11 protein-coding genes and 1 riboswitch are annotated in these 12,563 nt (G+C 69.5%); of the genes, 10 read left to right on the top strand and 1 reads right to left on the bottom strand.

Annotation, left to right across the window (positions count from 1 at the left end):
• Window positions 1-123 precede the first annotated feature (123 nt).
• From AKG07_RS06535 to argH, 10 genes are all read left to right on the top strand, one after another.
• Window positions 124-840, top strand: coding sequence for a DUF402 domain-containing protein (locus AKG07_RS06535; protein ID WP_171821926.1), 717 nt, complete (start codon window positions 124-126; stop codon window positions 838-840).
• 62 nt (window positions 841-902) lie between these two features.
• Window positions 903-1,865: an NAD-dependent epimerase/dehydratase family protein gene (locus AKG07_RS06530; protein WP_053096887.1), complete on the top strand. Its 963-nt coding sequence runs from the start codon at window positions 903-905 to the stop codon at window positions 1,863-1,865.
• Window positions 1,866-1,886: 21 nt separating this feature from the next.
• Window positions 1,887-1,980, top strand: a riboswitch (TPP riboswitch).
• Window positions 1,971-2,819 carry a hydroxyethylthiazole kinase gene (thiM, locus tag AKG07_RS17635; RefSeq protein ID WP_053096885.1) on the top strand — a complete coding sequence of 283 codons (849 nt, stop codon included), beginning with the start codon at window positions 1,971-1,973 and terminating at the stop codon, window positions 2,817-2,819. It overlaps the preceding riboswitch by 10 nt.
• Window positions 2,816-4,966 (top strand): bifunctional hydroxymethylpyrimidine kinase/phosphomethylpyrimidine kinase, encoded by a 2,151-nt coding sequence (thiD, locus tag AKG07_RS06520; protein WP_053096882.1) that lies wholly within the window; start codon window positions 2,816-2,818, stop codon window positions 4,964-4,966. The genes thiM and thiD overlap by 4 nt, the downstream gene beginning before the upstream one ends.
• Window positions 4,967-5,210: 244 nt before the next feature.
• The gene (argC, locus tag AKG07_RS06515) at window positions 5,211-6,263 is read left to right on the top strand and encodes an N-acetyl-gamma-glutamyl-phosphate reductase (RefSeq protein ID WP_053096880.1); all 1,053 of its coding nucleotides are present in this window, start codon (window positions 5,211-5,213) and stop codon (window positions 6,261-6,263) included.
• Window positions 6,260-7,417: a bifunctional glutamate N-acetyltransferase/amino-acid acetyltransferase ArgJ gene (gene argJ / locus AKG07_RS06510; protein ID WP_053096878.1), complete on the top strand. Its 1,158-nt coding sequence runs from the start codon at window positions 6,260-6,262 to the stop codon at window positions 7,415-7,417. The genes argC and argJ overlap by 4 nt, the downstream gene beginning before the upstream one ends.
• Window positions 7,414-8,331 (top strand): acetylglutamate kinase, encoded by a 918-nt coding sequence (gene argB / locus AKG07_RS06505; RefSeq protein ID WP_053096875.1) that lies wholly within the window; start codon window positions 7,414-7,416, stop codon window positions 8,329-8,331. The genes argJ and argB overlap by 4 nt, the downstream gene beginning before the upstream one ends.
• Window positions 8,328-9,539: an acetylornithine transaminase gene (locus AKG07_RS06500; RefSeq protein WP_053096873.1), complete on the top strand. Its 1,212-nt coding sequence runs from the start codon at window positions 8,328-8,330 to the stop codon at window positions 9,537-9,539. The genes argB and AKG07_RS06500 overlap by 4 nt, the downstream gene beginning before the upstream one ends.
• Window positions 9,536-10,465, top strand: a complete 930-nt coding sequence (gene argF / locus AKG07_RS06495) for an ornithine carbamoyltransferase (RefSeq protein WP_053096871.1) — start codon at window positions 9,536-9,538, stop codon at window positions 10,463-10,465. The genes AKG07_RS06500 and argF overlap by 4 nt, the downstream gene beginning before the upstream one ends.
• The gene (gene argH, locus AKG07_RS06490; protein ID WP_053096870.1) at window positions 10,465-11,895 is read left to right on the top strand and encodes an argininosuccinate lyase; all 1,431 of its coding nucleotides are present in this window, start codon (window positions 10,465-10,467) and stop codon (window positions 11,893-11,895) included. Before argF ends, argH begins: the two co-directional genes overlap by 1 nt.
• A 50-nt stretch (window positions 11,896-11,945) precedes the next feature.
• Here argH and AKG07_RS06485 read toward each other — a convergent pair whose 3' ends face one another.
• Window positions 11,946-12,545: a DUF1349 domain-containing protein gene (locus AKG07_RS06485; protein ID WP_053096868.1), complete on the bottom strand. Its 600-nt coding sequence runs from the start codon at window positions 12,543-12,545 to the stop codon at window positions 11,946-11,948.
• Window positions 12,546-12,563 lie beyond the last annotated feature (18 nt).

Here is a 12,563-nt window from a genome sequence, read left to right as displayed (position 1 = left end):
TGAACCGACCCGCACGCGGACCGCACTCGAATGGTGCGGTCCGCGTGCGCGTGTGCTCTCGGGATGCTGCCGACGCCGCCGAGCCGACCTGAGCGCGGTGGACCTGCGAGGTACCGTGTCGGGATGAGCATCCTGCCCCACAGCACTCCCGCGGCGGTTCCCGATGGTGTCCGACCGATGGGTGAAGCGCCGTTCCTCGAACCCGGCGACCAGATCTCCTGGCACTACCGCAAGCCCGGCTGGCAGCCCGGCGATGCGTCGACCATCACGCCCATGCGGGTGGTCCGCGACGATGAACGCGGTCTGGTGGCATGGCTCTCTCCGGGCACGCTCCAGGAGGGGCAGGGCACTCCGGCGGGCGAGCGCATCCGGACCGTTCCGCTCGAGCGTCGGTGGCTCGATCCGCGTACCCGGATCGTGGAGGAGTGGTGGGGCAACGGCATCCTCCGCATCGCTCCGGCCGGTGCGGCGTGGTCGGTGTGGCTGTTCTGGAGCGATGTGAGCGGTCCCGAGTGGGAGTTCGCCGGGTGGTACGTGAATCTCGAGAACGCGCATCTGCGCACCGACCGCGACACGTATTCATCGGATCACATCCTCGACGTGGAGATCCAGGCGGACGGTCAGGTGCACCTCAAGGACGAGGACGAGGTGATCGCGGCCGTCGAGCAGGGACGTCTCACCTCTGAGCAGGCCGCGCAGATCGAACGACACGCGGACGCGGCGATCGAGTCCTTCCATCACGGTGACTGGCCGTTCGACGCCGAATGGCGCGACTGGCGCCCGGATCCCTCGTGGACGGTCCCGGAACTGTCCGGCCTGTCGGATCTTCGCACGAGCTGACCGGCATCCGCCCTGAGCGGAAGACCCTTCCCCTCGCGCGGCGAAGATGGTGGCATGGGGTCATGACGGATGTTCTGATCCTCGGCGGCACCGGCTGGCTGTCCGGCCGCATCGCCAGACGGCTGCTCCTGAGCGGGGCGACGGTGATGTGCCTGGCGCGCGGAGGACGACCGTCTCCGGAGGGCGCGAGCCTGGTGCTGGCCGATCGTGACGCCAGGGACGCCTACGATGCGGTGTCCGGTCGGGAGTGGGATCACGTGATCGACGTCTCGTCGAACGCGGCCCACGTCTCCGCTGCGGTCGCGGCACTCGGTGAACGAGCGGGCCGCTGGACGTACGTCTCGTCGATGTCGGCATACTCCGACGAGGAGACGGTCGGTGCAGACGAGTCGGCGACGCTGCATCCGCCGGCTGAGAGGGGAGACGACGAGTACGGCCGGCAGAAGGTGGCCGCCGAGGACGCCGTGCGTGCACTCGGCGACCGCACCCTGATCGTGCGCCCGGGATTGATCGTCGGGGCGGACGACCCGAGTGATCGTTTCGGGTACTGGGCTACCGCTTTTCTGCGTGCCGAGGACGGCCCCGTGCTGCTTCCGCGTGTCGAGGAGCGAGACGTGCAGGTGATCGACGTCGACGACCTGTCAGAGTTCGTCGCCACCACGAGGGCCACCGGTGTGATCAACACGATCGGCGATCGGCATCGGCTGAGCGAGGTCCTCGACGCCGTGCGCAGACGTGCGGGGCACCGGGGAGACACGGTCGCGGCATCTGACGCCTGGCTCGTCGAGCACGGTGTGGCGTATTGGGCGGGGGAGCGGTCGCTGCCGCTGTGGCTGCCGAGCGAGATGACCGGATTCATGACCAGGTCGAACGCCCGCTACCGCGCGGCAGGAGGTCGGCTTCGTCCGCTCGACGAGACGATCGCCGCCGTGGTCGATGACGAGCAGGCGCGCGGCGTCGATCGGGACCGGCGGGCAGGGCTCACTCGCGCCGACGAAATCGCGCTGTTGCAGCTGATCGACTGATCGGGGCCTCGCTAGACTGCGATCAGTGACACGGGGTGCCGCATCCGCGGCTGAGAACAGACCCGTCGAACCTGATCTAGTTCGTACTAGCGAAGGGATGTCGCGTTGAGCGATCGTCTGCGTCCTGATTCCGAATCGACCTTGGCCACCTCGGCGGCTGAGCTCCTGACAGGGCTGCGCGACAGCCCACCCTTGACCCATTGCATCACCAACAGCGTCGTCACGGGCTTCACCGCGAACGTGCTGCTCGCCCTCGGCGCGGCGCCGGCGATGGTCGACATCGTCGGTGAGGCGGGGATGTTCGCCGGGGTGGCCTCCGGGGTGCTGATCAACCTCGGTACGCCGACTCCGGAGCAGCGTGCGGCGAGCCGTGAAGCCGCCGCAGGAGCCCTCGCCGCAGGTACTCCGTGGGTGCTGGATCCCGTCGCGATCGGCGCGCTGCCGGTGCGCACGGCACTCGCGCACGAGCTGGCCGACGCACGCCCTACGGCGATCAGGGGGAACGCCTCGGAGATCCTGGCCCTCGCGGCGCTCAGCGCTGGGGGGCGCGGCGTCGATGCGACGGACACGACCGATGCCGCGGCCGAAGCGGCACTCGCACTCGCTTCGCGGCACGGCGCGGTGGTCGCGGTGTCGGGACCGGTCGACCTGGTGACGGATGGAGCACGATTGCTCCGCATCGCGAACGGTCATGAACTGCTCACCCGTGTCACCGGCGGCGGATGCGCGCTGGGCGCCGTCATGGCGGCGTTCCTCGGTGCGGCGCGCTCGACCGCTGCGGATCCGCTCACCGCCGTCTCGGCGGCGAGCCTCGTGTACACGATCGCCGCCGAGCGCGCCGCGGCGCGGGCCCCGGGCCCCGGCAGCTTCGCCGTCGCACTGCTCGACGCGCTCGCCGCCGTGCAGCCGGAGGACCTCGCCGTCGCCGCGCGTGTGCAGGAGCACGCGCTGTGATCGCGGACCTCTCCCTCTACCTCGTCACGGATCCCACCCTCTGCGGCGCGCGGGGCGTCGCGGAGACGGTGCGACTCGCCGTCGGAGGGGGCGTGCGCATCGTCCAGCTGCGCGACAAGGGCGCGACGGATGCCGAGACCGCCGATCAGTTGATCGAGCTCTCTCGGGTGATCGACGGCCGTGCACTGCTCGTGGTGAACGACCGCGTCGAGGCGGCGCTGATCGCTCGCGCCAGGGGAGCGCGGGTCGACGGCGTGCACCTCGGCCAGGGCGACGTATCGGTGCTGCGGGCACGCGAGCGGCTGGGACCCGAGGCGATCATCGGGTTGACGGCGAACACGTCGGAGCATCTCGACGCCGTGGCCGCGCTGCCGGCGGGAACGGTCGACTATCTCGGCGTCGGCGTGATCCGTCCCACCGCCACCAAGCCGGATCACCCGCCGGCCCTGGGAATCGACGGCTTCGGTGCGCTCGCCGCGAGGACCGCACTGCCATGCGTCGCCATCGGCGGCGTGGGAATCGACGACATCGAGCGCCTTCGGGATGCGGGTGCGGCGGGGCTCGCCGTCGTCTCCGCCATCTGCGCCGCCGTCGATCCGACGAGGACGGCCCGGGCATTCCTCAGCCGATGGAGGGCTTCGGGCACACCTCGCGTGCTCAGCATCGCGGGGAGCGACCCGTCGGGCGGGGCGGGGATCCAGGCCGATCTCAAGTCGATCGCCGCGAACGGGGGCTATGGCATGGCGGCTGTCACGGCGCTCACGGCGCAGAACACCAGGGGAGTCCGAGCGGTGCACGTGCCTCCTGCCGAGTTCCTCCGGCAGCAGCTCGATGCCATCTCGGACGACATCGTCATCGACGCGGTGAAGATCGGGATGCTGGCGAACACGGAGGTGATCGCCACCGTCGCCGCCTGGCTCGACGCCGTCCGTCCGCCGATCGTCGTGCTCGACCCGGTCATGGTCGCGACCAGCGGTGATCGCCTGCTCGATGAGGATGCCGAGCGCGCACTCCGCGGGCTCCTCGAGCGCGCTCATGTCGTGACGCCCAACCTCGCCGAGCTCGCCGCGCTCTCCGATCGTCCGATCACGGGGTGGGACGACGCGCTCGAGGCCGGGGCCGAGCTCTCCGCCCGCATCGGCGGGGCGGTGCTCGTCAAGGGAGGGCACCTCGACGGCGACGACGTTCCGGACGCGTTGATCGATGTCGCCGGAGGCGTCAGACACGGCTATCCCGGGTCGCGCATCATGACACACAACACGCACGGCACCGGATGCTCCCTGTCGTCGGCCCTCGCCACCCGCCTCGCCGGAGGGGAGTCCCCTGTCGACGCGGTGAAATCGGCGAGGACCTGGCTGCGGGAATCCCTGAGGCAGAGCGATGCGCTCGACATCGGGAGCGGTCACGGACCGGTGAACCACTTCGGCGGCCTCTGGCGACGAGGGGGACTCGAGGCCGCACCCGAGCGTGCCGACCTCCGCGATCGGTGGTGGGACCGGATCGCGCACGTGCGGGCCGACATCGACGAGCTGTCCTTCATCCGCGCTCTGGCCGACGGGACTCTCGACCGCGAACGGTTCCTCTTCTACCTCCGGCAGGATGCGCTGTATCTCCCGGAGTACGCCCGAGTGCTCGCAGCGGCCGCGCGGATCGCGCCCACACCGCACGAGCAGGCGTTCTGGGCTCAGTCAGCGCAGGGGGCGATCACCGGAGAGCTCGAGCTCCATGCATCGTGGCTGGCGCCGGGCGCGGGAGTGGAAGCGGCGACCTTCGCCGTCGATCCGGCGCCTGCGACCGTCGCGTACCTCGACCACCTGCGCTCCGTGGCCTTCGGCGGCGACTACGCCGAGCTCATCGCGGCCGTGCTGCCATGCTTCTGGCTGTACACCGATCTCGGAACCCGCCTGCACGCGGGGGAGTTCGACGCGTACGCCCGAGACCCGCAGCATCCCTACGCGTCGTGGCTCGCGACGTATGCCGATCCCGCGTTCGAGAAGGCGACGGAGCAGGCGATCGACCATGTGATGCATGCGGCGACGGAGTCGGATGCCGCGGGGCGGCGACGGATGCTCCGCGCCTTCGAGGTCTCCAGCGCGCACGAACTCGCCTTCTTCGCGGCGCCGGCACTCCGCGCGTCCGGCGGATGACGGACCCGATTTGCGCATGCCGCGACGAGCGCGCTATCGTCGCGGCATGCCTTCGGCCGCCACCGCTCCTCTGACGCTCGTTCCGAGCGTCATCGCCGTGCGCCGACGCCGCAGCGGCCGCCGACTCTAGGCGACCCTGCGCTTCTGCCTGCGTACGCACGGCGGTCGAGTGCCGGTGTCGCCGCCCCGGTTCCCGACACTGCACCCCGCGTTCGCCGAGGGGTCCGACCGTTAAGGTAGAAGAATGACGTACTCCGTCGCCGTCTCCGGCGCATCCGGCTACGCGGGCGGCGAGATCCTGCGCCTCCTCGCGTCTCATCCCGACATCGAGATCCGCACGGTGACGGCGCACTCGAACGCCGGTCAACCGCTCGTGCAGCATCAGCCGCACCTGCGGTCGCTCGCACACCTCACCCTGCAGGACACCACGCCCGAGACGCTCGCCGGGCACGACATCGTGTTCCTCGCTCTGCCGCACGGGCAGTCCGGGCAGTACACCGACGCGCTCGGCGACACCCCGCTCGTGATCGACGCGGGAGCGGACCACCGACTGACGTCGCAGGATTCCTGGGACGCGTTCTACGGCGGCGACTTCCACGAACCGTGGGCCTACGGCGTTCCCGAGCTGCTCGTCGGCGGTGTCAAGCAGCGCGAGACGCTGCGCGAGGCGAAGCGCATCGCCGCTCCCGGCTGCAACGCCTCGACCGTGAGCCTGAGCCTGGCCCCCGGGGTCGCCGCAGGGGTGATCGACGCGGGGGACATCGTCTCGGTGCTCGCCGTCGGCCCGTCCGGAGCGGGGAAGAGCCTCAAGACCAACCTGCTCGCCGGCGAGATCCTCGGCACCGCCAATCCCTACGCGGTCGGGGGCACGCACCGGCACATCCCGGAGATCCGCCAGGCGCTCGCCGCGGCATCCGGTTCCCCAGCCGACGGCATCCGCATCTCGTTCACGCCTGTGCTGGTTCCGATGTCGCGGGGCATCCTCGCCACCTCGACCGCGCCGATCGTCGGCGATGTCAGCGATGCGGAGATCCGCGCCGCCTGGGAGGACGCCTACGGCGACGAGACCTTCGTGCAGTTGCTGCCCGCCGGTCAGTTCCCGCGCACGGCCGATGTCCTCGGTGCGAACACCGCCCTGATCGGTCTCGCGATCGATCGCGCGGCGAACCGCATGACGGTGGTCACCGCGGTCGACAACCTCGTCAAGGGCACCGCCGGCGCTGCCGTCCAATCCATGAACCTCGCGCTGGGGCTGCCCGAGTCCCGCGCCCTCTCAGTGAACGGAGTCGCGCCGTGAGCGTCACCGCCCCCGCAGGATTCGAAGCGGCCGGAGTCGCCGCAGGTCTCAAATCGAACGGAAAGCCCGATGTCGCCGTCGTGGTCAATCGCGGCCCGCGCAAGGTCGGTGCGGCCGTGTTCACCAGCAACCGCGCCAAGGCGAACCCCATCATCTGGTCGCAGCAGGCCGTCGCCGATCGCGTGGTCGAGGCCGTCGTGCTGAACTCCGGAGGCGCGAACTGCTTCACCGGCAGCTTCGGCTTCCAAACGACGCACCAGACCGCAGAGAAGGCGGCCGAGCTGCTCGGCGTCGGCGCCGGCGACGTGCTCGTGTGCTCGACCGGCCTCATCGGAGTCGGAGACGAAATCTTCCGCGCGAAGGTCCTCTCGGGCACCGAACAGGCGATCGCCGAGCTGTCGACAGACGGCGGCGATGTCGCGGCCGAGGCCATCATGACCACCGACAGCGTGTCGAAGACCGCCGTGGTCAGCCGAGACGGCTGGACCATCGGCGGCATGGCCAAGGGAGCGGGCATGCTCGCTCCCGGGCTCGCCACGATGCTCGTCGTCATCACGACGGATGCCGTGCTCGAGCCTCTCGAGGCGGATGCCGCGCTGCGATTCGCCACCGGCACGACGTTCGACCGCCTCGATTCGGACGGATGCATGTCGACCAACGATCAGGTCACACTGCTCGCGAACGGCGCTTCCGAGGTGGTGCCCGACCTCAAGGACTTCTCCGCCGCGCTGGCAGAGCTGTGCCAGCAGCTCGCGGTCAAGCTGCAGGGCGACGCCGAGGGGGCCAGCCACGACATCACCATCGAGGTGCAGCACGCCGCGACCGAGGCGGAGGCGGTCGAGGTCGGCCGCTCCGTCGCGCGCAACAATCTCTTCAAGGCCGCCATCTTCGGCAACGACCCCAACTGGGGACGGGTGCTCGCAGCGATCGGCACCACGAACGCCCAGTTCGACCCGTACGACGTCGACGTCTGGATGAACGGCGTCCGGGTGTGCAGCGAGGGTGGCCCCGACCGTCCGCGCGAGGAGGTCGACCTCACTCCGCGTGCCACGCATCTCGTGATCGATCTCAAGGTCGGCGATGCCACCGCGACGATCCTCACGAACGACCTCACCCACGATTACGTGCACGAGAACAGCGCCTACGCCTCATGACCGACATTCAGGACACCACCCCGGACGTCGCCGCCGTGAAGGCCGCGACACTCATCGAGTCGCTCCCGTGGCTGAAGAAGTTCCGCGACCAGATCGTCGTCGTCAAGTACGGCGGCAATGCGATGGTCTCCGACGAGCTGCAGGAGGCGTTCGCACAGGACATCGCGTACCTGCGCTACGTCGGCGTGCTGCCGGTCGTCGTGCACGGCGGCGGACCGCAGATCTCCGACATGCTCCAGCGACTCGAGATCCCGAGCGAGTTCAAGGGCGGCTACCGGGTCACCAACACCGAGGCGATCAGCGTCGTGCGCATGGTCCTCACCGGCCAGGTGAACCCGCAGCTCGTCTCGAAGATCAACTCGCACGGTCCGATCGCCACCGGGCTGAGCGGGGAGGACGCCGGCCTCTTCGGCGGTCGTCGTCGCGGTGTCGTGATCGACGGCGAGGAGATCGACCTCGGACGCGTCGGCGACGTCGTGGAGGTCGACCCGACGCCCGTGCTCGATCACCTCGCGGCGGGACGCGTGCCCGTCGTCTCGAGCATCGCGCCCGACCTCGATCACCCCGGCCAGTCGCTCAACGTGAACGCGGATGCCGCGGCGGCAGCCCTCGCCGTGGCGCTCAACGCTCGCAAGCTCGTCATCCTCACCGACGTGCCGGGACTCTATGCCGACTGGCCCAACCGCGACTCGCTCGTGTCGCACCTCACCTCGGAGGCTCTCATCGAGATGCTGCCGACACTCGAATCCGGCATGATCCCGAAGATGAAGGCCTGCCTGGATGCGATCGAAGGCGGCGTGGATGCCGCCGCGATCATCGACGGACGCGTGCCGCACTCGGTGCTCGTCGAACTCTTCACCAGCAAGGGAATCGGAACTGAAGTGGTCTTGGGAAGCGCAGGGATGAACGCATGAGCAACTGGCAGGATGACGCAGCGAGCGATCTGGTCCTCAACGCGGGCCCGCGCCTGGCGATGCTCACACGAGGCGAGGGGTCCTACCTCTGGGACTCCGAGGGCAAGCGCCACCTCGACTTCCTCGCCGGCATCGCGGTGACCTCGCTCGGTCACGCGCACCCGGTGTTCGTCGAGGCCGTGTCGAGACAGGCCGCGACTCTCGCGCACGTGTCGAACTACTTCGCGACGCCCTGGCAGCTCGCGCTCGCCGCACGGCTGAAGCGCCTCGCGGGCGCCGGGATCGACGGCCGCGTGTTCTTCTCGAACTCCGGCGCCGAGGCGAACGAAGCGGCGTTCAAGCTCGCCCGCCTCCACGGGGGAACGGACAAGCCACGCATCCTCGCACTCGAGAACGGATTCCACGGGCGCACCATGGGGTCACTCGCGCTGACGGCCAAGGCCGCGATGCGCGCGCCGTTCGAGCCGATGCCCGGGGGAGTGGAGCACATCCCGGCGACCGTCGAGGCTCTGGAAGCCGCGATCGACGACCGGGTCGCCGCCGTCATCGTGGAGCCGATCCAGGGCGAGGCCGGCGTGGTCGAGCTTCCGGACGGCTATCTGCAGGCCGCCCGTTCGCTCACGCTGAAGCACGGGGCGCTGCTGATCGTCGACGAGATCCAGACGGGTGCCGGACGCACGGGGGCCTGGTTCGGCTTCAGCCACGAGGGCATCACTCCTGACGCGATCACGCTCGCGAAGGGCATCGGCGGAGGCTTCCCGATCGGCGCTCTCGTCACCTACGGTGCGGCGAGCTCGCTCTTCACGCCGGGTTCGCACGGATCGACGTTCGGCGGCAACCCGCTGGCCACCGCCGTCGCCGACGCCGTGCTCACCGAGATCGAGAACGCCGGACTCGTCGAGAACGCTGCGCGTCGAGGCGAGGAGATCCGACAGATCATCGCGGACATCGACTCGCCCCTCGTCACCGGAGTGCGTGGCCGAGGGCTCCTCATCGGAGTGGCACTCGGCGCCCCCGTCGCGAACGACGTGGTCGCCGCCGCTCAGGAGCGCGGCCTCATCGTGAACGCAGCCAACCCCGAGACGGTGCGCATCGCCCCGGCTCTCACGATCGGAGACGCTGAACTCGCCGAGTTCCGCAAGCTCTTCGCCGATTCGCTCGCTGACGTACAGACATCCCTCGCCGAATCCGGAAAGGCCCTCGCATGACCCGCCACCTGCTGCGTGACGACGATCTGACCCCCGCCGAGCAGGCGGAGATCCTCGATCTCGCCATCGAGCTGAAGAAGGACCGCTGGGCGAACAAGGCTCTCGCCGGTCCCCAGACGGTCGCGGTGATCTTCGACAAGTCGTCCACCCGCACGCGCGTCTCCTTCGCGGTGGGCATCGCCGACCTCGGCGGCACGCCGCTGATCATCTCGACCGCGAGCAGCCAGCTCGGCGGCAAGGAGACGCCGTCCGACACCGCGCGGGTTCTCGAGCGCCAGGTCGCGGCGATCGTCTGGCGCACCTATGCGCAGGCGGGGCTCGAGGAGATGGCCGCCGGCACCACGGTGCCAGTCGTCAACGCCCTCTCGGACGACTTCCACCCGTGCCAGCTGCTCGCCGACCTGCTCACGATCCGAGAGCACAAGGGCGAGCTGAAGGGGCTGACCCTGACGTTCTTCGGCGACGGGCAGAGCAACATGGCGCACTCCTACGCACTGGCCGGTGTCACTGCCGGCATGCATGTGCGCATCGCGTCACCTGCGGAGTACGCCCCGCGCGCCGACGTCGTCGAGGCGGCGGACCGCCGGGCTGCGGAGACCGGCGGCTCGATCACGCTGTTCACGGATGCGGTCGAGGCTGCGGCCGGCGCCGACGTCGTGGTCACCGACACCTGGGTGTCGATGGGCAAGGAGGAGGAGAAGCTCGCGCGCATCCGCGATCTCGGCGGCTACAAGGTGACCCCCGAGACGATGGAGATCGCCGATTCCGAGGCCATCTTCATCCACTGCCTTCCCGCCGACCGCGGCTACGAGGTGGACTCCGAGGTCATCGACGGCCCGCAGAGCGTCGTCTGGGATGAGGCCGAGAACCGTCTCCACGCGCAGAAGGCCCTGCTCGTCTGGCTGCTCGGCAAGAAGGTCGCGTGATGGTCGACTCGAAGAACGAAGGCACGAACGAAGGCGCACTGTGGGGCGCCCGCTTCGCGAGCGGGCCGTCGCCCGAGCTCGTCGAGCTCAGCAGATCGACGCATTTCGACTGGATCCTCGCTCCGTACGACATCGCGGGCTCGCATGCGCACGCGACGGCGCTCGCGGCTGCCGGCTACCTCGAACCTGCTGAGGCGGCCAGGATGCATGAGGGGCTCGATGCCGTGGCGCGCAAGGTCGCCGACGGCACGCTGCAGCCCGTCCCCTCCGATGAGGACGTGCACGGTGCGCTCGAGCAGGCGCTGATCGCCGAGCTCGGTCCCGAACTGGGCGGACGCCTGCGCGCCGGACGCAGCCGCAACGATCAGATCGCCACTCTCGTGCGCATGTACCTGATCGATCACGTTCGAGTGATCGCGCGCGACATCCTCCGTGTCATCGACGCGCTCGTCGCGCAGGCCGAGGCCCACCCCGACGCGATCCTCCCCGGCCGCACGCATCTGCAGCACGCGCAGCCGGTGCTCCTCGCGCACCACCTCCAGGCCCATGGCTGGCCGCTCGTGCGCGAGCTCGAGCGTCTCGTCGACTGGCGTCGTCGCGCAGGCGTCTCGCCGTATGGCGGAGGAGCGCTCGCGGGCTCGACCCTCGGACTCGATCCTGCGCTGGTCGCATCGGAACTCGGACTCGATCGACCGGCGGAGAACTCGCTCGACGGCACCGCGGCACGCGACGTCGTCGCCGAGTTCGCCTTCATCGCGGCGATGACGGGTGTCGACATCTCGCGTCTGAGCGAGGAGATCATCCTCTGGAACACACGTGAGTTCGGCTTCGTCACGCTGCACGACGGGTACTCGACGGGGTCGAGCATCATGCCGCAGAAGAAGAACCCCGACATCGCGGAGCTCGCTCGCGGAAAGTCGGGGCGCCTGATCGGCAATCTGTCGGGGCTCATGGCGACGCTCAAGGGCCTCCCGTTGGCCTATAACCGCGACCTGCAGGAGGACAAGGAGCCGGTCTTCGATTCGGTCCAGACCCTCGAGGTCGTGCTTCCCGCGTTCGCCGGCATGATCGCGACGCTGCGCTTCGACACCGAGCGGATGGCGGCCCTCGCCCCCCAGGGATTCTCGCTCGCGACCGATGTCGCCGAGTGGCTCGTGAAGCGCCGGGTGCCGTTCCGCGACGCGCACGAGATCTCCGGCGCGCTCGTGCGGGCCTGCGAAGAACAGGGGATCGGTCTCGAGGACGCTTCCGACGAGCTGCTGCTCTCGGTCTCTCCGCATCTGGTCCCCGAGGTACGTGAGGTTCTCACGATCGAGGGTTCCGTGGCATCGCGCACCGGAGCAGGGGGAACGGCTCCCGTCCGAGTCGCCGAGCAGCGTGCCGAGCTCGTCGCCAGAGCGCAGGCCGCGGCGCACGCCCTGGGCCTGTAGTCGGTTGTGCACCGCCGGTCGACGCGATGTGCGGCGACCGGCGGGGCTCCTCAGTGCAGCGCGACGTCGGCGGTCGACCTCGTCCACCGGGTGAAGCGCACGACGAGTCCCGCGCGCGTCGGACCGGCGAGGAACGGGCCGGCGGATGCAGCGGCGTCGCCGGTGAACGGAGCGACGCGAACCAGTCGCCAGTCCTCGTCGTCCGCGCGTGCGCGCACGATCACCGCGTCCGGCCACCGGCTCACGCGGACGGTGATCTCTCGGCCGTGCCAGTCGTCGACGTATCCGACGGACCAGTCGGAGCGGATGTCGGTGACGACGGCGCCGAGTCCGAGGTGCTCGTCGGCGTACTCGATGCCCGCTTTGATCCAGTGCTCGTCGTCGATGCGCACGAAGACTCCTGCCTGGTCGAACTGGCCGTCCCATGGCGCGCGGAATGAGACGTCCATCGCCTCGCCCACGGCCAGGGGAGCCAGCAGCGCGTGCTCGGTGTCGTGGACGAATCCGTACGCCGTGTGTCGCCAGGCGTCGCTGCCTTCCGCGGCGGTCACGTCCAGGTGCTCGACCCCGTCGGCGGAGATCGTGGTGAGTGCGGCGGGTGAGTGGGTCCAGGAACCTTCGTCCCACCGGATGATGTCTGATTCAGGCATGTTCCGAGCATATAACCT

Origin of the sequence: Microbacterium sp. CGR1 (assembly GCF_001266755.1) — a bacterium.
Classification (GTDB): Bacteria; Actinomycetota; Actinomycetes; order Actinomycetales; family Microbacteriaceae; genus Microbacterium.
Note: the sequence above shows the minus strand (reverse complement) of the source record. Positions and strands in the feature narration are given on the sequence as shown.